Genomic DNA, 21859 nt, shown 5'->3' with positions numbered 1-21859 from the left:
GGCTGTAATGGATATAGCCGAAACTGCTATAACTAATCTTGATCAAATCAGAGCAGACATAGGTTCGGTGCAAAATCAACTTCAAGTTACTATAAATAATATCACTGTAACTCAAGTCAATGTCAAAGCAGCAGAATCAACCATAAGAGATGTAGACTTTGCAAGCGAGAGTGCAAATTTTTCAAAGTATAACATACTTGCACAATCAGGCTCATATGCTATGAGTCAGGCAAATGCTGTACAACAAAATGTTTTAAAACTTTTACAATAATCTTTCTAAAGAGCAAAAAATTTGCTCTTTAGATCAAATTTCTTTTTTCTAATTCATCTTGTAAAGGAATGATAGCTTTTTTTAAGATGATATTTTGAGTGTTGGCAAGATCATAAATGCTTTCAATTAAAGATTCATGAGCATAAAGCCAAGCAAAAAGTTTATTTTGTCTTTCGCTTTCATTTTTAAATTTTTTAAAATATAAAGGAGCTAATAAATTTTCTTCATGATAAAGTGTTGGACCTAAAATTTCAAGTAAAAAATTATAGCGATTAGAATCTAAACGAGTTTTAAATTTATCTAGATTTTGATTGATTTGATCTAGGGTAAGTTTAGAATTTCCTCTTTTTAAAGAAGTTAATTGGTTTTTGATTTTTTTACATTCTTTTAAAAAAGTATCAGCTAAAAGAATTTGTTTTTTGATTTTTGTATAGGCTTTTAGCATCAAGGTGTTTCTTTGAATTTTAGAAAGTTTAGGAATTTTAACAAAAGTTTTTTTTAGTTCTTTTTTAAGTAAAGCTTCACATATTTCTTTAAACGGTTTTTCTATGGCTCCTTCTATCCTAGCTCCACCTTCAGTGCAATTATAAGTTTTTATTTTGTCTTTATTTGATGCTATAAAATTTTCAAAAATTTCTCTAAATATAGTCCAAATTTCAGAGCTTTGAACTGTTCCTTTTCCTCCATAAGCTATAGTCGTATATTTGTTAAAATCTCTTTGATGGTGTCCATCATGGAGTTTTTCATGGATAAAACCTTTTGAATGAGAACTTCCATCTTTTGCGTAAGCTAGATCTTGTCCTATTAAAATAATGTTTTTATAGTTTAGATTGATAGCTAGTTCATAGTTCATATGAGCAACGCTTAAACCACAGCTCATATAGCCAAATTCATTAAGTTCTACTGAGCTAGCAAAAGGCAAAGGTCTAGTAACTAATATATAAGATCTTTTGTTTTTTGCAAGATAAGAAATTGTATTTTTATGCACTAAAGAAGTTACAAGAAAAGTGATTCCTTGATCAAAATCTTTAAAATTATTATTAAAACATTCTGCTGTGATGTCATCTCTTTCCATCATACAAACATAATCAGGCTTTATGTTATGTTTTGCTAGTATTGCATAAGCACTATCAGCACAAAAAATAGTTGCTTTATTTGTATATTGTTTAAGCAAGGGAAGCTGTTTTTCAAGACTAGGCCCTGTAGAAACTATAATGGCTACATTTTCATTTTTGGCATTTCTTCTTTTTTTAAGCAAGGTTTGATAACTTGGATGTGAGATCATTTTTGGGATATTTCTTACAAATTGTTCAATCCCTTGCATAGCATCTTTAGGATCATTTCCTCTTCTAAGACTTATATTTCTAATAGCTTTAGAATTTAGGGTATTTATTTTTAAAATATCTTCCTTGTAATTTTTATAAAAATCAGAATGCAAGTGCAAATTATAAATTTTAAAAAATCGATTAATTGAATTCAAAGAAAAAATATTATCTGCTTTTGCATAAGTCATTTCTGGAGTATGGATTAAAATAAATCTACCTTTTCTTATATCTTCACTAAAGTCTAGTAAATTTAAAACTATAAAAATAATTTCAATTTCTTTTTCAAATATAACTATTCTTTTATGATTTTCATTTTGAAGTAAAGCTTTGTATAAAATTCCATTTCCAAGACCGTAAAAAAATAAAGCCGGATATCTTTCATAATCTTTAAAAAATTCAATTTTTTTCTCCAGCTCACTTAAGGGATTTTTATAAAGTGTTTTTAAATTTCTTTTTTGAATGATATTGATATCTAAATTATCTTTTCCAAAAGTATAGGAAAATTCTCTAAGTTCTTTTATTTTGACTAATTTTTCTTTAAGTTCATCGTATTCCTTGCCATTCATGGCTTTTAAATTTTTGTTAAAAATTGTATTTTGCATTTATTTTCCTTTTGTATTTTTCTAAATTTCTTTGAGTTAATTTATTTTCTAAAGGAGTGATATTTTTTATCAAAGCTTTTTCTTGTGCTTCTATGTGAGTATGAATCATTTTAAAAAATTCTATATGTTCTTTAACCCACAGTAAAGATTTTTTATAAGAATCTTCCGAAGTTTTTGGGTTTAAGATATAAATTTTAGCTATATTAAGTTCAAATTGAGTTAGAATTGGACCTAAAATTTCATATAAGTCTAGCATTTTTTCATCTTCAAGCTTGAATTTTATTTTGTCTATTTCTTGGATAAGATAGTTTAATATTTCTTTACCTTCATCTAAATTTGAAATCAAATTTAGATTTGAAAAACTTTCTTGTATGTGGTTATAAGATTTTAAAAGTTCTTTTTTAAAAGTTTTGCAGTGATTTATACTTTTTATAATCTTGCAATAACATTTTAATAAAAGTTCATTTTGCTTATGACTGCTTAATGGATCTATTTTAGGAAAATTTTTATTTAAATTATTTTTAAGCAAAGTTTCACATATTTCTTTAAAGGGTTTTTCTATAGCTCCTTCTATCCTAGCTCCACCTTCGGTGCAATTATAGGTGTTGCAAAGTTCTAATTGATTAGCCTCATGAATTCTTTTTTCTAAAAAAAATCTAAATAAACTCCAATAAAAAGAGCTTTCCACAAAACCTACTCCTCCATAAGCTATGGTTCTAAAATGTCCAAAGTCTCTTTCATAATGACCTTCATGTTTGTTAAGATTTCTATAATCTTTTGTATGAGAAAACCCATCATTAGAATAAGCTAAATCTTGTCCTATGAAAATAATATTTTTGTGCCTTAAAAATACAGCTAGTCCATAAGCTACATTTGCTACACTATGTCCTTCAGATAGCTCTCCAAAATTTTTAATTTTTAAGTATTTTATAAATTCAGAACCCCTATAAGCTAACATAAAATTCCTATTGTTTTTTTCTAAATTTTTTATAGTTTGAGGATGGGTTAAGTGAGTTGTGATAAATAAAATATCTTTATCAAAATCACCAAAATTATTATTAAAAAATTCTGAGGTTAATAAAATTCTTTCTAAAGATACAACATAATCAGGTTTGATATCATGCTTTGCTAAAATAGGATAAGAAGAATCTGCTGATATGATTGTTGCTTTATTTGCGTATTTTTTCAAAATAGGAAGTTGTTTGGTAAGAGAAGGTCCTGTTGAAACGATAATAGCAGTATCACTAAGATTTTCTCTTTTTTTGAGCAAATCTTGATAAGCAGTATGAGTGATCATTTTAGGAAGATTATAGATAAGTTGCTCTATACCTTGTAGAATATCTTTGGAATCATTACCTTTTAAAAGTACAGCATTTTTAAATTTATCCATAAGATTATTATTTAAATTTAATATTTTTTCTTTATCTTTTTCATAATAATCGCTACTAAGTTCTAGAAAATAAGTTCTTGAAAATTGAAAGAAAGGATTGCTTGAACATAAGTCATAATAATCTTGAAATTCTAAGGAATTAACATCAAGTATTATAAGTTTATTTTCTTTTAATTCTTGTGAAAAATCCACAAGATGAAACATGATCTTGATAATTTCTAATTCTTTTTCAAAAACAACTATATGTTGGTGATTTTTATTTTGAAGCAAGGCTTTAAATAAAATCCCATTTCCAAAACCATAAAAATACAATACAGGATAAAGTAGATATTTATCATTATAAATATTAAGCATGGAGTTTAATTCATCTATAGCATTTTCATAAAGAAAGGTATTATCATTTGTATTTTTTAAATTTATATCAAGATTATCTTTGCCTAAAATAAGTTCAAATTTACTTGATTTAATTTGCTTTAAACTTTCCTTTAAAACGGTATTGTTTAAAGCGTTGATATTTCTATTAAAAAGTTTAATTTGATTTTGATTAAATTTCATAATTTTTCCTTTTATTTATGAAATATCGTCATTTTTGTATTTTTTTAAAGCTTCTTTTATGATTTGGTTTTGAGTATTTAAATACTCAAAGCTTTGTATCCACCATTTTTCTTGACTGGTTAAAAAGTCTTTAATTTTTTCGTTTTGTTCTAGATCATTTAAAACTTCGTAATGAACAATTTCGCATTCATTATGATAATATATAGCTTGAGTGAGCTCATTGAAAAGTTTTAATCTTTTAAAATCCTTAAAAAAAATTAAAAGGTTTTGCTTAATTTTTATTAGAGCTTGTAAATTAAGTTGAGATTTACTAAGTTCAAAGTCAAGTTTTTTTAGTTCATTTTGACATTTTTTTATAAATTTTTCACTTTGTTCGACATTTTTAATTAGCAGTTTTTGAGTTTGTAAAAATTTATTTTTTATCTCATTGTTTTCTAAAATTTTAGGTTTGTCAAAAGGTTTTTCAAGATCTTCTTTAAGCAAGGTTTCGCACACTTCTTTAAAAGGTTTTTCTATAGTCCCTTCTATCCTAGCACCCCCTTGGGTGCAGTTATAGGTATTGATTTTTAATTTTTCTTTTGCCCAAAAAATATCTTTTTCAAATGCTTGTCGGAACAAGTTCCAAGTGAGTTGAGTTCTTACTTGTTTTTCTCCCCCATAAGCAAGCGTATAAACTTCACCGCGTATTTTCTCTCCTTCATTTCCATAGATATGCTCTCTTGGATGAGAGCTTCCATCTTCTGCGTAAGCTAAGTCTTGTCCTATGAAAATGATATTTTCATGCCTTAGACTTGCAGCTAGTTCATAAGCCATATTAGCAACACTTGCTCCAACTCCAATATAACCAAATTCTTTAAGATTTAAAGATACAGCAAAGTGCAAAGGACGATGTGCTAACATATATTCTCTATTATTTCTTTCAAGAAATTCAATAACTTCTTTATGAACCACTGAAGCCAGGATAAACAAAATTCCTTTATCAAATTCTTTAAAATCATTATCAAAACACTTAGATACTATATCGTCTCTTTCTAACATGCAAACATAATCAGGTTTTATATCATGTTTAGCTAAAATAGGATAAGCACTATCAGCACAAAAAATAGTGGCTTTGTTTGCATACTTTTTTAGTAAAGGCAATTGTTTGGTTAAGCTAGGTCCTGTTGAAACAATGATGGCATTTTTAACTTTTTGTTTTCTTGCTTTTAGGAAATTTTGAAAAACACCATGGTTTAAAAGTTTAGGAAGATTATTAAGCATGTGTTTGATACCGATAATAGAATCATAAGGATCATTTCCTTTAGCTAAAACGATAAAGCGAATATTTTCAATAAGCTTTTTGTTAAGTTCTTGTATTTGATGGGCATAGAATTTAAGATAAAAATCGCTATGTACAAAAAGATTAAAAATTTTCACACTTTTTTGTATGTATTCATACATAAAAAGTGTTGTAAGTTGTGCAGTAGTGATATTTGGAGTATGAAAAAGTATTAATTTTTCATTTTTTAATTCTTTACTAAAATCAAAAAGATGTAAAGCTAGGGCTAAAATTTCTAGCTCATCTTCAAAAACGATGATGTGTTTATGGTTTTTATTTTCACATAAGGCTTTGTAAAACATACCATTTCCAAAACCATAGAAAAATAATACTGGATATTTTTTATACTTATTTTGAAAAAGAGTTAAATTTTCTAAAAGCTCTTGTTCGGGATTTTTATAAAGCATGATATCATCTTTTATCAAATTGATTCCACTTTCATTTTGCAGTATTTTAAAATCATTTTTTTCTAAAGCACGTAATTTATACGCTAAAATTTGATCAACTTCAAATAAAGCTTGAGTGTTTTTTAAAAAAAGATCTTTATTCATCTAAAATCACTTTCTTTTAAAGCATCGCCAAATTCTATATCTTTACTAGCCTTTTTTCCTAAAAGTTCTTGATAAAATTTAGGATGTAGTCCAAAAGAAGGACGCACGGATTTTACATTTTCTTCGCTGAAAATTTCACCTTTTTTGATATCTTTGCTTGCGTATAAACTTCTTGCAAAAACACGGTTTTTAAGCGCCTTTCCATCTAAATCTAACTTACCATCGCCTAAAGCACTTTCGGCCTGTCTAACCGCATTTACCATAGCTTTAAATTCATCAAAATCAAGACTAAATTTACTGTCTTCACTTTCTATGCTTTTATCTAACATAAAATGCTTTTCTATCACTCTAGCTCCAAGTGCTACTGCTATAACAGGGGCTAAAAATCCAAAGCTGTGATCACTTAATCCTACTTCAACATTAAATTTTTCTTTTAAACTTACTATGCCTTTTAAATTCATATCTTCTATAGCAGCAGGATAAGCTGAAGTGCATTTTAAAAAGATGAGATCAGAATTTTTTTCTTCTTTAAAAATTTCACAGATTCTAAAAAGCTCTTCTTCTGTAGCAATGCCCGTTGAAACGATAGTAGGTTTTTTTTCTTTGGCGATTAAACGTACGAAATTTTCATCATTGGCTTCAAAAGAAGCGATTTTATAGGCTATAGGATCAAAGCGTTTTAGAAATTCTAAATCTTCTTTGGCAAAAGGACTTGAAAAACAAAGTATGCCTTCATTTTGTGCGGTTTCAAAGATTTGAGAATGCCATTCATAAGGGGTTTTTGCACTTTGATAAAGCTCGTAAAGTTTTCTTTTGTCCCAAAGTCCTCCTTTGATGATAAAATCTTCTTTATCGCTATTTAGTGTGAGGCTATCTGGAGTGTAAGTTTGGATTTTTATCGCATCAGCACCTGCTTTTTTGGCAGCTTTTATACTTTGAAGTGCTATTTCAAGACTTCCTGTGTGATTGGCACTAAGTTCTGCTATGATAAAAACTTTTTTATCTGTGTTAAAATTTCCTATTTGCATGTATTTCTTTCTTTGGTAAATTTCCTGCTAAAAATGATATATAATTATATTATATATTTCTTCAATTTATATATTTATATTATATAAATATTACGACTTTGTTATGATTTTGCTTGGTTTTATTTAAAAAATGCCATAGGGATTTAAATCATAGAATTCATTCATTTTTTAATTTTTATATAATATAAATATATAAAATTATAAAATAAAATTTAATTATAACGATATATATTTAAGACTAATTAAAGGAAATTTATGAAATTTTGCAAAAAATGTGTGATGCCAGATACTAAACCTGATTTACATTTTGATGAAGATGGAGTTTGTGATGCTTGTCATTCTCAAGAAGCTAAAAATAAAAAAATCAATTGGCAAGAAAGAGAAAAAGAATTTTTTGAGCTTATAAAAAAATACAAAAAACATCCTGTTTATGATTGTGTTATCGGAGTAAGTGGCGGAAAAGATTCTACTTTTCAAGTAGTTAAAATGCTTGAACTTGGACTTAATCCTTTGTGTGTGTGTTTTGAGCCTAGTGTACCTACGAAAATAGGGCGCAAAAATTTAGACAATTTAAATCATTTGGGTGTGGATTTGATCCATATCAAGCGTGATCCAAAAGTTTATCAAAAACTTGCTCGTGAAGCTTTTATGAGAACAGGGGATAATGAGTGGCAAAACCATTTGGGAATTTTTACTTCTGTTCCACGCATAGCGGTAAATTTTGGAGTGCCTTTGATCATCTGGGGAGAAAGTCCGCAGATAGAGTATGGCGGTCCTGCGAGTAGTAAAAATAAGAATATTTTAGGTAGAGAGTGGCTTGAAGAATTTGGTGGACTTTTAGGAAATCGTGCTTCTGATATGCTTGGGGTAAATGGTATCACTGAAAAAGATTTATTTTTATATACTTATCCAAGCGATGAAGAACTTCAAAGAGTAGGGGTTACGGGGCTATTTTTAGGGTATTATTTTAAATGGGACTATAAAAAAATTCTTGAAATTTCTAAAAAATATGGTTTTTTAACTCTAGATCATCCTGTTGAGACTACTTATGAAAATTTTGAAAATTTAGATTGTTATTCTAATCATGTGCATGATTATTTAAAATACTGTAAATATGGCTTTGGTAGAGCAACAGATAATGCTTGTTTGGATATTCGTTTAGGTTATATCAGCCGTGAAGAAGGGGTGCGTTTGGTGCAAAAATACGATGGCAAGCTCCCTAAAAAGGCTATTAAAAAATACCTTGAATTCAGTGGTTTTAGCGAGGAAGAATTTCAAAAAATAGTAGATTCTTTTACCAATAAAAAAATCTTTAAACGTGATGAAAATGGCAAATTTATAAGAGATTATGATGGTTCTTTGGTAAGAAAAGACGAGTGTGTTTTAAAATGATAGCGCTCATTGATTACAAGGCAGGAAATTTAAACTCAGTTGCTAAGGCTTTTGAAAAAATAGGAGCTAAAAATTTCATAGCTAAAAATCCAAAAGATTTGCAAAAAGCAGATAAGTTGCTTTTACCTGGAGTGGGATCTTTTAAAGAAGCGATGAAAAATTTAAAAGAGCTTGGTTTTATAGAAGCTTTAAAAGAGCAAGTTTTGGTGCAAAAAAAACCTATTTTAGGCATTTGTTTGGGAATGCAGCTTTTTTTAGAAAGGGGCTATGAAGGTGGAGTTTGCGATGGGCTTGGTTTTATAGAAGGTGAAGTTGTAAAATTTGAAGAGGATTTAAATTTAAAAATCCCACACATGGGTTGGAATGAGCTTGAAATTTTAAAACAAGATCCTCTATATCAAGGCATAGAGAATAGAAGTGATTTTTATTTTGTGCATTCTTTTTATGCGAAATGCAAAGATGAATTTGTAAGTGCTAAAGCACAATATGGGCATAAATTTGTCGCATCTTTGCAAAAAGATCATATTTTTGCGACGCAGTTTCATCCTGAAAAAAGTCAAAATTTGGGCTTAAAACTTTTAGAAAATTTTATAAGGCTTTAAATGTTAAAAACTAGAATTATCCCTTGTGTTTTATTAAAAAATTCTCAACTTGTTAAAAGTATAGAATTTAAAGATTTTCGCACTATAGGGCATTTAACTTCAACAATGAGAATTTATAATGCACGCAATGTTGATGAGCTTATTATCTTAGATATAGAAGCTTCAAAAAGTGGAGAAATAGATTTTGAAAGTATAGAAGATCTTGCTAAAGAATGTTTTATGCCCTTAACTATAGGTGGAGGCATAAAAACTCTTGAAGATATACAAAAGATTTTAAATTTAGGCGCGGATAAAATTTCTATCAATTCTAAGGCCTTAGAAGATAAAGATTTTATAAGTAAAGCGGCAAATCGTTTTGGTTCTCAATGTATAGTTTGTTCTATAGATGTTAAAAGAAAAGGAGATGAATTTTGTGTTTATGATAGAGGAAATTTACTTGAAAAAAATCCTTTAGAACTTGCTTTAGAATATGAAAAAAAAGGAGCTGGAGAGCTTCTTTTAACTTCTGTGGATTTTGAAGGAAAAGCAAAGGGTTATGATTTAGAACTTTTAAAGATCTTTCAAAATAAACTTAAAATTCCTCTTATCATCAATGGAGGACTTAGCAATCCAAGTGATGGAGTTAAAGCTTTAAATTTGGGTGCAGATGCTTTAGCGGGGGCTTATATTTTTCATTTTTCTAAGTACACCCCTAAAGATGTAAAAGAAGAATTAGCTAAGCAAGGTTTTGCAGTGAGATTGCTTTAGGCAAACATAGTAAAAATCTTCATCTTCATCATAAATAGTAAAATGATTTTGTTGATATAATTTTAAAGCTTTGTGATTATTTTTAAAAACATAAGCTTTAAGAGTATCTACTTTTAAAATTTCAAAAGCGTATTTTAGAATTTCATTCATTAAAATTTGTCCTACGCCTTTTAAATCAGGTTTTGCATAAAGTCCAAATTCACAAGATTTAGTTGTGATATTGACAAAATCAATCACACCAATAATCTGCTCATCTTGAAAAACTAAAAAATATTTTTTATTAGAATCTTGATGTAATTTTTTTAAAAATCTTAAATGTTCTTCAAAATCAATTTGTTTTGTTTTCATAAATTGATTGATATCGGGGTGATTACGCCATTTAAAAATCAGTTTTATTTCTTGAGAATTGAGTTCTGTGAAATTTTTAAGTTTTATCAATACCTATACTCCACTTCATAGCCTTTTTTAGCAAGCCAAGTTGCTGTAGGTTCTTGATTTTTAACATAACAAATAGCTTTGAAATTTGCCTTTAAAAGCAAGGCTTCATTGACTAAAGAACTTGCACTGATGATGAGTTTATTGCTTTCATTCATCAATTTTGCAAGATTTTCATGATCGATAAATAATCTAATATTACTATGTAATTTTTCAAATTTTTGTAATTTTTTAAGATTGGGATTAGAAGAGCTAGTTGCAATGCTTATGATTTTTGTTTTAGGCAATTCGCTAGCGATTTGCAAGGAGAGATTTTTTGTATCAGTTCCGCCCATGCAAATAAAAAAATCATATTTTTTTTCTCTATTTTCTTTAGCTTCTTGATAAAATTCTTCTCTGATTAAGGCATAAGAAAAACCACATCTTACTTCGCATTTAAAAGGCACTAAACCTTCATAATCACTTGCTTTTGAGTAAGCATTGACATTGAGTAAAATGTCACAATGATGAGGCTTTATCTCATCATCAAAGCTTAGAATTTTCACCCCTGTTTCAAGCTTGATCAGCTTTTCATCATCTACGCTGATGCCATAGTGATCAATGATAAGAAGTTCAAATTTTTCTTCTTTGATGAGATTGATAAGTTCATAAATGCTTTCACTATCAAGCTCATAAACAGGATAAGGAATTTCATCGATCAAAGAGCCTTCTAAAGGCAAACAAGCAAAACTTACGTCATCATATTGTTTAGCTAAGACTAGGTCGCGTTTAATGTGTCCAAAGCCTATTTGACTGGAGCTATCGCTTCTAAAAAGCACTTTCATAATTTACCTTATAAAGTATTTTTGCAAATTCTAAATCTTGCATGGTGTCTATATCGCAAACTAAATTTCTTGGTAATACAAACGCACTAGAATGAGGTTTAAACATAAAATCTTCTTCAAGCCAAGCCTTGCTTGTGCCAAAATAAAAAGCTCCTGCATCATGATAAGCTTTTATTAAGTCTTGTGAGCGGCTTTTATAATGTTTTTCATCAAACATATAAACCTGATTGTTCTCATTTAGATAAAAAGCCCTTTGTATAGGATACTCAAACTCAGTGGCAGCAAATAAAAACTTGCTTTGATTTTGGATAAATTTTTCATAGGCTTGTTTTAAAATGTCTTTGTTTAACAAAGGAGCAGTAGCATAAAGGCAGCAGACATGATTATAAATTTGACTTTGGCTTTGTAAAATTTCTATAGTATTTTGCACTACAGCAGTGCTTGAAGCATAATCATCGCTTAAATTTTTATCACGCACAAATGGAGCTTTTGCACCGTATTTTAAGGCTACTTCTATGATTTCTTCATCATCGCTTGAAAGTATTACTTCATCAAAAATGCCTGAATTTAAAGCATTTTCTATGCTATAAGCGATTAAAGGTTTACCTAGAAAATCAATGATATTTTTTTTAGGAATTCTTTTTGATCCACCGCGTGCAGGGATTATGCAAAGATTTTTCATAGTTAAGCCTTGTTTTTTGTGTTTTATTTTACTAAAATTTAAGTATAATTGTCTTTAAAATACAATAAAATAATGCAAATAGGGTGGAATAATGCTTATAAACCAAACCTTTGAAATTGATTCTTGTGATGATGTAGAACTAAATATCAAAAGAACCAGTAAGCTTGAATACCGCATCAGTTATGATGATGAAAAAGAGATTAAAGCCATAGTTTTTATAATAGGAGGTTTTGGAGCTAATGCAAATATTTCTTTTTTAGATTTTGATAGAGAATATATCGCTAAAAATTTTGATGTTGTAGCGGTGCATGTTTTTTATCATTGTTTTTGTGCAAGAAAAAGTATTGATCAAAAGTACAATCCAAAGCTTATTCCTAATCAAAATGATTTAGATCGTATCAATGGTATTTTAAAAAATATTAATTTAGGACACTTGTTCGCTAATGAAAATAATTTCGAGCAAATTATTCCTCTTATAGAACAAAGAGCTGGAGAGATTAAACAAGCAGGTTTAGTTGATGAAAGCCAAAAAATAGAACTTTTTTGCGATTTTGTCCCGCCTAATGGAGACTATCAAAACTATGGTATTATGGCAGCTATTGATCATATTAATGCTTTAAAAGATTTAGTTAAACGCTTTCCAAAATTTGCAGATTTACCAAAAATTTATGGGGGGGGTCTTATGGAGGATACTTATCTTTACTCATAGCAAAAATAGCTCCTTGGTATGTGGATGGTGTGATTGATAATTCGGGTGTTTGTTTGCCATTTTTGCCGCATATTTTAGGAAGAGATATGGATCAAGCGGAATTTGTCTTTGAAGGAGATAATCATAGGATTTATCCTTTTGTGCAAAAATATTGGACACGTAAGATAAATTCACCTTTTTATTTTAGTGATGAAAATTATTTAATAAGAGCAATTTTAAATTCAAATCATCTTAAAATTCAAACAAATTATAATGATAACATGATTTTTGTAAGTTATCATAGTCAAAGTGATCAGGGTGCTCCTGCTGAAAATAAAATTCATCTTTATGAGATTTATAAAATTTTAGGATATGATGCTACTTTAAATTTGATAAAAGATGAAAGTGATATAGACGGAAGATTTATAAAAAGTTTAGAACATGGCATGAGAATAACAGATAAAGCTTTATTTAGAAAAGAACTTCCTTTAATGCTTGAGAAATTACAAGGAAGAAATTCTTTAATGCAAGAAAATTCTATCTCTTATCCTTGCAGGGATAAGATATTTGTATTTAAGGATGTAAGAAACAGTTTTAAACTTCAGATTATTTGAATTTTATTTTTTAAAAAAATACAGAAAGTTTATCTAAGATTAAAATAAAACATTAAGAAATTATTTTTCAAAGTCGATAATTTTAATAAAGCTTTTGATTTTACTAAAATCAATTTTTAAACTCATTGCATTAAAAGTAATCCCTGTGCCAAAGCTAGCCATAAAGATTTGTTTTAATCCCCCCCCCCCGCCACTAGCTGTTTTTATTATCTTTTGATTATAGTTTGCTAAATCTAAAACTAGCTTGTTGATGGTTGTATCACCATAATTTTCCAGAGTTTCATCTTGTTTGATTTCTTTAAAACCTAAAAGTTCTAAAAGTTTAGTCTTTATAAAATTATTAGAACTTTGAAGAAAAAACTCGTCTATTTTATTTTTTTCTAATTTAAAATTATTGAAAAAATCATTAAAAAAAATAGGAAAATTTTTATTTAAATGAGAGAATGTTAGATTTCTATCCATATCGATAAAGTCATTTGCTTCTTTAAAACATTTTACAGGAAAGGTTTCTTCTGTGGAGAAATCAGAAAAGATTTCTTGCGAGAATAAAGCTTTTTCTTTTGTATTAGATTTTTCAATTAAAATTGCACTGGCACTATCGCTATTATTAAGATAAGTAACTTTATCATTTTTTGATATTTTTTTACTTTTTACACTCACACAAACTAAAGCGACTTTTTTAATATCTTTATTATCCAAAAGTAGAAAAGATTGAGCTAAACCTTGTAAAAAACCTGAACAAAAAGCGATATTATCATAACATAATGTTTTTTCATTAAGATTTAAATTTTTGTGAATTAAACTTGAAAGTGCTGGGGCTAAAAAATCTGGTGTAAAACTATAAACTAAAAGCACATCCAGCTCGTTTTTTGAAAGTAGTTTTTCTTTAAAAAGTTTTTCTAGTGCTTTACTAGCTAAATCACTTGCAAAAATATTTTCAGGACATACGAAATGATTTTTTATACCAGTATTTTGTTGCAAAATTTTGTATTTGTTTTTATTTAAGTTACATTGTTTTAATTCTTCATCTAAAGAGTGAGAATTTTTTGGTAAAACAATGCTAATAGCTTTAATTATATGTGAGTTTAGTTTTAGTTTCATTTTTCATTTCTTTATTTTAAATTGTTATAAAAATTATAGCGTATTGTAAGTTAATTTTTTAAGGAAGATTAAGTTATAATTCTAAAAATTTTTAAGGATAGTAAAATGACAGCTTATTTGCATATAGGCACTACAAACACGGGAAATCAAGAAAAACAAGGTTTTTTGATGCAAAATGAAGAAAAGCTTTTGGAAAAAGGCTATATTTACCCAAAAAGTCTTAGAGTGGCAAATAGACATTGGGCTTTAGTGGATATGGTTTTAGAATTGGTTCAAAAAGAAGATATTTTAAAAAAAGAGAGTGTTTTAAGTCATATTGCAAATGAAAGACTTCTTAGAACTATAGAAAATTTTAAAAGTGAAAGTGCTTTACATAAAGATAAAAAATTTATTTTTTCAGCTGAGGGTATAGTTTGGGATTTTTCTACCAAAAAACATGTAGAAATTTTAGAAAAGATTATGAGAGAGTTAGGCTTTACTCAAATTTATATTATTGTGTATTTTAGAGATACTTTGGGTTATTTAAACTCACATTGTTCTCAAGATCATAAAAACAATATGGGGTATTATTCTGCTGATTTTGCTCCGCAAGATCATCCTAGAAAATATATTTTTGACTATGAATGGATTTGCAAAACTCATGCTAAGGTATTTGGAGAAGAAAATTTGATAGTAAGACTTCTAAGGGAGGATTATGTAGGAGGGACTTTACTTAAAGATTTTGTTTATCATTTAGGACTTGAATGGGATGAGAGTTTTATTTTAAAACAAACCAAAAATGAAAGTTTTAATCTTTTAGGAATGGAACTTATGTCAAGATTAAACCAAAAAGATTTAAAGCAGGATAATCTTAATTCTTTGCTTTTTATAGCAAGAAGGAAATTTGAAGGCAGTAAAGAAAAAAGATTAAAATTTGCAGTGCAAAAAGATATTGCCAAGGCTTATGTGGATTATTTTGCTTCTTCGCTTGAATGGGTAAAAAACAAATATTTCCCGCATAAAAATTCTCTTTTTACTCCTGTGAATTGGGAAGAATATGAACAAAATTATACTTTAACTCATACACTAAGCAAAGACTGGGATGATGTGGCGGATTTTATAGCACAAATTATTGTTTCTAAAAATGAAATCATCAGTTCTTTAAAAGAACAACTCGAACTTGCAAGGAAAGATTAGTCTTTCATTGCAATTTCAAGCATTTTTTTGATATTTTCAAAACTTTCAAAATTTTCAGGTGTGATAAATTCCGCTTTCAATGGTTTTTTATAAAATTTTTCTATTTCAGCAACCAAAGCCATGATATCAATACTATCGATAAAATCTTCGCTTACCAAATTTTCCATACTTTCATCGATATCTGTTCTTTCTATATTGATAAAAAATTGTTTGATTTCTTGCATTTTCTCTCCTTTGGTTTTTTGAAATTATAAAATATTTATTTAAACAAGTTCTTTTAAAATTTTCCTATCAACTTTACCATTTTGATTGAGTTTAAATTTGTCAATTTTAATAAAATTTTTTGGGATCATATAAGAAGGTAATTTATCTTTTAAAAAAGCTTTAAGATCAATCTCTTTTTCACTTTCATAAAAACAAATAATATCTTCTTTAAAAATACAAGCACTATTTTTTACACTTGCATGAGAATTGATCACGCTTTCTATTTCTCCAAGCTCTATCCTATGTCCCATATATTTGATCTGATTATCCGCTCTTCCATAGCATAAAAGTTCGCCAAATTCATTATAAGAAACAATATCTCCTGTTTTATAGAGTAAATCCAAATAATTATCATGCAAAGGATTTTGTATAAAAGCTTGTTTGCTTTTTTCTTTATCATTATAATACCCTAAAGACAAAGAAGTTCCACGCACGTAAAGCTCCCCTTTAATACCTATTTCTTTAGGACTTATGAAATTCATATTTTCATCAAAAACTAAAAGTTCTGTGTTTTTACATGCTTTGCCTATAGGTAAAAGTTCTTCATCTTTAAAAGTGCGATTGATGATATAAAAAGAACATACATCAGTGATTTCTGTTGGACCATAAAGGTTAGCAAATAAAGCATTGGGTAAGTGTTTACGCCAAATATTTAGCTGTTTATTAGGCATGATTTCGCCACAAAAAAGTATCTTTTTTAAGGCGTTTAAACTAAAATTATTCAAAGCTTCGGTATTTGCAAAATAAATCAGCACTGAAGGCACCCAAAATATAGTGCTTACTTTTTCTTTTTCAAGGCATTCTAAAATTTTATTTGGAAAGGCAAAAAGATGATTAGGTAAAAGGTGTAAAGTTGCTCCTGATTTTACGCTTGAAAAAATATCTAAAATGCTATTGTCAAAATAAAATGGCGCTTGATTGGCTAAAATTTCATTCTCATCAAATTTAAAAGTCTCACATACCCAAAAAGTATAATCAATCACACTCTTATGTGCTATGCTTACTCCTTTAGGAATGCCTGTGCTCCCACTAGTAAAGAAAACATAGAGTAAATTAGTATCTATGTGTTTTTCTTTTGCATTTTTTATTAAACTCTCATCTATATCAAAACTTTCAAAGTCTTGTGTATAAAGCGTAGGCAAATCTAAATTAAAATTTAAATCCTTTGAAGTGATAAAAAGTTTAGGCTTTAAAACTTCTATGACTTTTTCTACTCTTTCTTTAGGACTTTTTTCATCTAAAAGGGTATAAAAATTTCCACTGAGCGCTACTCCAAAAAATGAAATCAAACAATCAATCCCTTTAGGTAAGATGATTAAAACAGGAGCTTGGATAGGATTATCATTTCCTAAAGTTTTTAAAATTTCACTGGCTAGTTTTTTAGAAAAAAGATCAATTTCTTTATAAGTGATTTCTTTTCTTTCTTTAGCAAAAGGTTCAATAAAGGCAGTTTTTTTACTAAAATTTTCAACGCTTTTTTCTAGAAAGTTGTAGATGTGGGTGAGCATGATTTTCCTTTAATTTTTTTAAATCAGTTAATAAACAATAAGCATTTTTTTCTAAAGCTCTTAAAGTTGCGCTTAAATATCTATTTGCATTTATATTTACAATGCTTGAATTGGCAAAATTTTCTATTTTAAAATTATTATCTTGTTGTAGGATTTGAATTTGTTTATAAACATCTAAATCTGAATCCATATTTAAATCTCTTACATAATAATTAATTTTTTTATTTTTATTTATACCATTTTCAAGAGCTATTTTACCTTTAAATTCTTTAAAATATCTATAAGGTACTTGCGCTTTTTCTTCGATGAAATGTGTAAAAGTGTATCCATTGATCTTAGATCCAAAAAGAATTATTTTCCCATTTGTTTTAGAAAGCATATCATAAACACAATTTTGACCAAAACAACTTTTTGTATCTTTTAGAAAAAGTTCTTGATTTTTTCCTTTGATGGCAAAAGAAAAAATAGGATCATTTGTTCTTTTTACCCCCCCCCATAATCTAAAAAATTCATTTAAAATTCCAACTTTGCATTTAGAATGAAATTTATCATAAATTTGATTTTTACAAAAACTATAAGTAAAAGTAGGCATAATTAAAGTACCATTTTTACCTATGACTTCTAAAAATGCTTCAATATAGATACTAAGATGATCTTTTTTAGGTATTAAAGGAATGCCAAAATTAAAAAGTTCTGTATGCACGCAAATAGTATCACCTTTTTGAATTTCTAGTTTTTCTAAAGTTTCTATCAAATCTTTTTTTGTGTAATTTTTATTACCTGCTTTTAAAAATTCAATCATAGATATCTTTCTTATTTATTGAATCGAGTATGGAGTTTTTAATTTTCATTGATCGCTAATCCTTTGAAATTTAAATTTTCTTTAACAATTTATTGTGCAGCAAAGTTAAAGAATGTACTTTTATTCTCATTTATTTTTGTTAGATGCCAAAATTAAGTTAATATTAATTTTTTAGATTATATTAAATTTTTTTATGGAAAATACATCTTAATTTTACTTTTGATTATGGTTTTTGGAATCACAATTATAATCTATATTTGTTTAATATTTTTTAAGTCTAGTTTTAAAATATTATTTTAATTTTAATGTATTTTGGATATAATTTCAGAATTATATTAATAAAAAATGGAAATTTTCATTAATATTTTTTGTTCTTTTGTTGATAGTGATTTTATAAAAATTATTAAGAAGGGATTGGATATGGATAAAAATGAATTTTTAAACGCACTTGCTGAAATTTTGATGGTGGATATAAATGATTTAAAAGAAGAGGCGGAGCTTAATTCTTTTGACGATTTTGATAGCGTGGCTATTTTAGAAATTTCTATTCTTTTTGAAAAAAAATTAGATATAGAAGTATTTCCTATAGAAATAAAAAAAATGAAACAAATAAAAGATTTATTAAAACTCGGAAAATTTATATGATAAATTTAAAAAATAAAAAAATTTCTTATATATGCGGAATTTTACCATCTAAAAAAATTCAAAATATAGATAATCCTAATTTTGATGAAAAAACAAAAAATAAAATTATTCGTCTTTCTGGTATAAAAGAACGTTATATTCTAGATAGAGATAAAAATGAAAATATGCTTAGTCTTTATAAACAAGCCGGAGATCATGTGGTTAAAAAGCAAGGTTGGAATAAAGATGAAATCAAGGGGATTATAGTAGTATCTCAAAACCACGAATATAAATTTCCATCTACCGCTGTATTATTGCAAGAAGAGTTGAGATTATCTAAAGATTGTTTTGCTTATGATATTGTGATGGGTTGTTCTGGTTATGTTTATGGACTTTTTGCTGCCATGAGTCATTTAAGTAAAGAATGTGATAAAATTTTACTTTTTGTTGGCGATCCTATTAATGATTTTGTATATCCTAAAAATAGATCTATTGCTTTTTTGTTTAGTGATGCAGCAAGTTGTACTGCTTTGGAGTATAGTGAAGGATTTAATGCTCAATTTTTATTTGAAACAGATGGATCTGGACGAAATGCTATCATTGTGCCGCATGGCGGTAGTGCTAATTTAATTGATTTTGAATCATTTCAAGAATATCAAGATAGTGATGGAAATACAAATATTAAAACTTGTATGGAAATGAGAGGCTTGGAAGTTTTTAATTTTTCTTATAAAAATGTTTTAAATATGATTTTAAAAATTTTAGAAAAAAATCAATTAGATATTAAAGATATAAGTAAATTTTTTTTACATCAAGCAAATCACTATGCTTTAATGCAAATAAAAGATAAATTAAAAATATCTGATGAGTGTTTTCCAATAAATATAACAAAATATGCTAATACAAGCTGTACTTCCATAGCAATTTTGCTTGCAGAAGAAAAGAATTACCGTCAAGATAATGTTATAATGGCAGGTTTTGGAGTTGGTTTGTCTATAGGAATAGCTTTATTTAATAAGCTTGAGTTTGAAAGTGAATTATTATTTGCAAATTAAATTTTGTATTATTTTAACTTATAATAGGAGTAATTAAAATGAATAAACAAGAAATGTTAAGTGCATTAGAAGAAATTTTAATGCTAGATGATGGAAGTTTAAGCGAAGAAAGTATTTTAGGCGATTATGAGGATTGGGATAGTCTTGCTTATTTGAGTTTAATGACTCTTTTTGATACTAAGTTAAGCATGAATATTAATTCTGAACAAATTTCCACATTAAAAACAGTTAAAGATGTTTTAAAATTAGCTAATATTAATTAAAAGATTTATTATGCAAAGTTTTAGTCAAGCAAAAATTGCACATATTACTTCCATTGTTCCGAGTAAAAAGTGTTTTAATCGCAAAAGTGAGCATTTTAGCGAAAGAGAAATTAATAAAACTTTAAAGCAGATAGGTGTTGAAACGCGCTATATTGTAGATAAAGGTAAAAATGAAAAAATTAGTGATTTATTTTTAAAAGCCGCCAATGAAACATTAAAAGCACTTCAGTGGGATAAAGAAAGTATTGATGCAATTATTGTTGTTTCTCAAAGTAATGAATTTTGTTTTCCAGCTATGGCTTGCTATTTACAAGGAAAATTAGGCTTAAGGCAAAACGATTTGTTTGCTTTTGATGTTAATTTAGGATGTAGTGGCTATGTGTATGGGTTAAATGTTGCTTATAATTATATCTCCAATGGATTAAATCGCATTTTACTTTTAGTTGGAGATGTGTCAACCAATGTTATTGACCCAAATGCAAGAGATGTTGCTTTACTTTTTGGAGATGGTGTTAGTTGCACTGCAATTGAAAATAAAATATCTCAAAGTTATTTTTGCTTTAAAACTTTAGGTGAAGGATATGATTGTATTATAGCTCCTTATGGGGGGGGGGTAATGCAAATGAAGGGTGTGGATGTTTTTGATTTTACATTGAAACATATTCCTTTGGAAATTGATAGAATATTGCAATTTTCATCTTTAACTAAAGAATCTATCTCACAATTTTATTTTCATCAAGCTAATGCTTTTTTATTGACCTATCTGGGAAATAAATTAAATATTCAGGATAAATTACCAATTAATATTAATAATTTCGGCAATACAAGCTCTAATTCAATTCCTTTGTTGATTAGCGATACTAAAAAAAATAAAAATTATCGCAATGTTATACTTATAGGTTTTGGTGTCGGGTTATCTATAGCAACTTGCATATTAGAAACTCTAGATTGTTCTTGTAGTCTTATTTATGAAGGGAATTTGTGAAAAATATGTACAATGATTACCGTGATTGTGATGTTGAAAAGAAAGAATTTGAAAAAATATATAAAAAATTTTGGATTTTTGGTTGTCATAAAGAAGAAATAAAAAACAATAAAGATTATGTAATTTTAAAAATTTATGATTTTGAAATTGTTATTTATAATGATAATGAAGAAATTATTGCTTTTTATAATATTTGTCCACATCGTGGAGCAAGACTTTTAAATATTGAAAATTATGGTTTTTTTAAGGGTAATGGAGAAATAAAATGTCTTTATCACCATTGGAGTTATAAAAATAAAAAGCTTTTAATCCCCAATAGATTAGAATTTGATCAATCTAGACAATTTGATCTTTTCAGACTAAAAATAGATTTTTGTGGAAATTTTATATTTTTTTCACATGATGCAACATGTAGTTTAAAACAACAATTAGAAGGTTTTTATGAGGAATTGGAGAAAATTAGCTATAGTATCGATCGTTTCATAGGTTGTAATTCTCCTATAGATTATAATTCTAATTGGAAGATAGGAGTAGAAAATAGTTTAGAAATTTATCATGTAAATTGTGTCCATCCGGAATCTTTAGGAATATTGCAAATCAAAGATGAGCCCAAATTTATTAATTATAATTCTAAAACATGTGGACAAATTTCGAATGAAAAAATTTATTTAAAATTACAAAAAAGCAGAACAGTTTTTTTGCCAGATAATTATTTTGAAGATAAGTATTTTTCTTATCATCTATTTCCTTTTACTATTATTAGTTCAACTTTTGGATACTCATATTCTATTCAAAATTATTTTCCTAATACTTATAATAAAACTTATTTTATTTCAAGAAATTATATTGCTAAATCAAGGTTAGATACTAAATTGTTTGCTAAAGAAATTATTGCTATGAATAAAAGAATTTTTCAAGAAGATGTACAGGTTACAAATTTAATTCAAGGAAGCAAATTTCTAGATTTAAAAAATTTTTGTTATGCAAAAAATTTAGAAAAAAGAATTTCTTATTTTCATGAGCAATATCAAAGGACAATGAATTAAGGAGATAATTG

21 protein-coding genes and 1 pseudogene are annotated in these 21859 nt (G+C 27.5%); 11 read left to right on the top strand and 11 right to left on the bottom strand.

Annotated elements, in window-relative coordinates; translation table 11 throughout:
- On the top strand, nucleotides 1-271 hold a 271-nt coding region (locus ELQ05_RS01705; protein WP_134239915.1), incomplete at its 5' end, for a flagellin.
- 28 nt (nucleotides 272-299) lie between these two features.
- Here ELQ05_RS01705 and ELQ05_RS01700 read toward each other — a convergent pair.
- The 4 genes from ELQ05_RS01700 to pseI are packed head-to-tail and all read right to left on the bottom strand — an operon-like array spanning nucleotide 300 to nucleotide 7040.
- A complete protein-coding gene (locus ELQ05_RS01700) occupies nucleotides 300-2198 on the bottom strand; it encodes a motility associated factor glycosyltransferase family protein (protein ID WP_134239888.1) in 1899 nt (632 codons plus the stop codon).
- A complete protein-coding gene (locus ELQ05_RS01695) occupies nucleotides 2179-4143 on the bottom strand; it encodes a motility associated factor glycosyltransferase family protein (protein ID WP_134239887.1) in 1965 nt (654 codons plus the stop codon). Before ELQ05_RS01695 ends, ELQ05_RS01700 begins: the two co-directional genes overlap by 20 nt.
- A 15-nt stretch (nucleotides 4144-4158) precedes the next feature.
- A complete protein-coding gene (locus tag ELQ05_RS01690; protein ID WP_134239886.1) occupies nucleotides 4159-6012 on the bottom strand; it encodes a motility associated factor glycosyltransferase family protein in 1854 nt (617 codons plus the stop codon).
- Nucleotides 6009-7040: a pseudaminic acid synthase gene (gene pseI, locus ELQ05_RS01685; protein ID WP_052825489.1), complete on the bottom strand. Its 1032-nt coding sequence runs from the start codon at nucleotides 7038-7040 to the stop codon at nucleotides 6009-6011. Before pseI ends, ELQ05_RS01690 begins: the two co-directional genes overlap by 4 nt.
- Nucleotides 7041-7295: 255 nt before the next feature.
- Between pseI and pseA the strand changes: the two genes are divergently transcribed.
- From pseA to ELQ05_RS01670, 3 genes are read left to right on the top strand one after another with little or no spacing between them, the layout of a single operon-like run.
- Nucleotides 7296-8432, top strand: a complete 1137-nt coding sequence (pseA, locus tag ELQ05_RS01680; protein WP_052825488.1) for a pseudaminic acid biosynthesis protein PseA — start codon at nucleotides 7296-7298, stop codon at nucleotides 8430-8432.
- A complete protein-coding gene (hisH, locus tag ELQ05_RS01675) occupies nucleotides 8429-9034 on the top strand; it encodes an imidazole glycerol phosphate synthase subunit HisH (protein ID WP_079460952.1) in 606 nt (201 codons plus the stop codon). Before pseA ends, hisH begins: the two co-directional genes overlap by 4 nt.
- On the top strand, nucleotides 9035-9781 hold the full coding sequence (locus tag ELQ05_RS01670; RefSeq protein ID WP_052825486.1) for a HisA/HisF-related TIM barrel protein: 747 nt from the start codon (nucleotides 9035-9037) through the stop codon (nucleotides 9779-9781).
- Here the strand turns inward: ELQ05_RS01670 and pseH are convergent.
- The 3 genes from pseH to pseF are packed head-to-tail and all read right to left on the bottom strand — an operon-like array spanning nucleotide 9746 to nucleotide 11722.
- Nucleotides 9746-10219, bottom strand: coding sequence for a UDP-4-amino-4,6-dideoxy-N-acetyl-beta-L-altrosamine N-acetyltransferase (gene pseH, locus ELQ05_RS01665; protein ID WP_134239885.1), 474 nt, complete (start codon nucleotides 10217-10219; stop codon nucleotides 9746-9748). The two genes, ELQ05_RS01670 and pseH, sit on opposite strands and share 36 nt — an antisense overlap.
- Nucleotides 10216-11040 (bottom strand): UDP-2,4-diacetamido-2,4,6-trideoxy-beta-L-altropyranose hydrolase, encoded by an 825-nt coding sequence (gene pseG / locus ELQ05_RS01660; RefSeq protein WP_070248714.1) that lies wholly within the window; start codon nucleotides 11038-11040, stop codon nucleotides 10216-10218. Before pseG ends, pseH begins: the two co-directional genes overlap by 4 nt.
- Nucleotides 11024-11722 (bottom strand): pseudaminic acid cytidylyltransferase, encoded by a 699-nt coding sequence (pseF, locus tag ELQ05_RS01655; RefSeq protein WP_070248716.1) that lies wholly within the window; start codon nucleotides 11720-11722, stop codon nucleotides 11024-11026. Before pseF ends, pseG begins: the two co-directional genes overlap by 17 nt.
- Before the next feature lie 91 nt (nucleotides 11723-11813).
- Here pseF and ELQ05_RS08355 point away from each other — a divergent pair.
- Nucleotides 11814-13024, top strand: a pseudogene (locus tag ELQ05_RS08355) (DUF2920 family protein).
- A gap of 60 nt (nucleotides 13025-13084) precedes the next feature.
- On the opposite strand, the gene ELQ05_RS01640 reads toward ELQ05_RS08355, so the two are convergent.
- On the bottom strand, nucleotides 13085-14125 hold the full coding sequence (locus ELQ05_RS01640; RefSeq protein WP_134239882.1) for a 3-oxoacyl-ACP synthase: 1041 nt from the start codon (nucleotides 14123-14125) through the stop codon (nucleotides 13085-13087).
- A gap of 105 nt (nucleotides 14126-14230) precedes the next feature.
- Here ELQ05_RS01640 and ELQ05_RS01635 point away from each other — a divergent pair, with 105 nt between their 5' ends.
- Nucleotides 14231-15301 carry an acyl carrier protein gene (locus tag ELQ05_RS01635; protein WP_134239881.1) on the top strand — a complete coding sequence of 357 codons (1071 nt, stop codon included), beginning with the start codon at nucleotides 14231-14233 and terminating at the stop codon, nucleotides 15299-15301.
- Here the strand turns inward: ELQ05_RS01635 and ELQ05_RS01630 are convergent.
- The 3 genes from ELQ05_RS01630 to ELQ05_RS01620 are packed head-to-tail and all read right to left on the bottom strand — an operon-like array spanning nucleotide 15298 to nucleotide 17875.
- Nucleotides 15298-15525, bottom strand: coding sequence for an acyl carrier protein (locus ELQ05_RS01630; protein ID WP_134239880.1), 228 nt, complete (start codon nucleotides 15523-15525; stop codon nucleotides 15298-15300). The two genes, ELQ05_RS01635 and ELQ05_RS01630, sit on opposite strands and share 4 nt — an antisense overlap.
- 39 nt (nucleotides 15526-15564) lie before the next feature.
- Entirely contained in the window at nucleotides 15565-17073 is a 1509-nt protein-coding gene (locus tag ELQ05_RS01625; protein WP_134239879.1) for an AMP-binding protein, read from the bottom strand.
- Nucleotides 17033-17875, bottom strand: a complete 843-nt coding sequence (locus ELQ05_RS01620) for an AAC(3) family N-acetyltransferase (RefSeq protein ID WP_134239878.1) — start codon at nucleotides 17873-17875, stop codon at nucleotides 17033-17035. The genes ELQ05_RS01625 and ELQ05_RS01620 overlap by 41 nt, the downstream gene beginning before the upstream one ends.
- 420 nt (nucleotides 17876-18295) lie before the next feature.
- Here ELQ05_RS01620 and ELQ05_RS01615 point away from each other — a divergent pair, with 420 nt between their 5' ends.
- Genes ELQ05_RS01615 through ELQ05_RS01595 form a run of 5 tightly spaced genes read left to right on the top strand, consistent with a single transcriptional unit; the run spans nucleotide 18296 to nucleotide 21848 of the window.
- Complete coding sequence (locus ELQ05_RS01615) at nucleotides 18296-18520, top strand: phosphopantetheine-binding protein (protein WP_166738665.1); 225 nt, start codon at nucleotides 18296-18298, stop codon at nucleotides 18518-18520.
- Complete coding sequence (locus tag ELQ05_RS01610; RefSeq protein WP_134239876.1) at nucleotides 18517-19554, top strand: ketoacyl-ACP synthase III; 1038 nt, start codon at nucleotides 18517-18519, stop codon at nucleotides 19552-19554. The genes ELQ05_RS01615 and ELQ05_RS01610 overlap by 4 nt, the downstream gene beginning before the upstream one ends.
- Before the next feature lie 38 nt (nucleotides 19555-19592).
- The gene (locus ELQ05_RS01605) at nucleotides 19593-19817 is read left to right on the top strand and encodes an acyl carrier protein (RefSeq protein WP_134239875.1); all 225 of its coding nucleotides are present in this window, start codon (nucleotides 19593-19595) and stop codon (nucleotides 19815-19817) included.
- A gap of 10 nt (nucleotides 19818-19827) precedes the next feature.
- Entirely contained in the window at nucleotides 19828-20802 is a 975-nt protein-coding gene (locus ELQ05_RS01600; protein WP_134239874.1) for a ketoacyl-ACP synthase III, read from the top strand.
- Between the two features lie 5 nt (nucleotides 20803-20807).
- On the top strand, nucleotides 20808-21848 hold the full coding sequence (locus ELQ05_RS01595; protein WP_243832727.1) for an aromatic ring-hydroxylating dioxygenase subunit alpha: 1041 nt from the start codon (nucleotides 20808-20810) through the stop codon (nucleotides 21846-21848).
- Nucleotides 21849-21859: the final 11 nt, after the last annotated feature.

It is taken from the genome of Campylobacter sp. US53 (assembly GCF_004378995.1).
Classification (GTDB): Bacteria; Campylobacterota; Campylobacteria; order Campylobacterales; family Campylobacteraceae; genus Campylobacter_D; species Campylobacter_D jejuni.
Note: the sequence above shows the minus strand (reverse complement) of the source record. Positions and strands in the feature narration are given on the sequence as shown.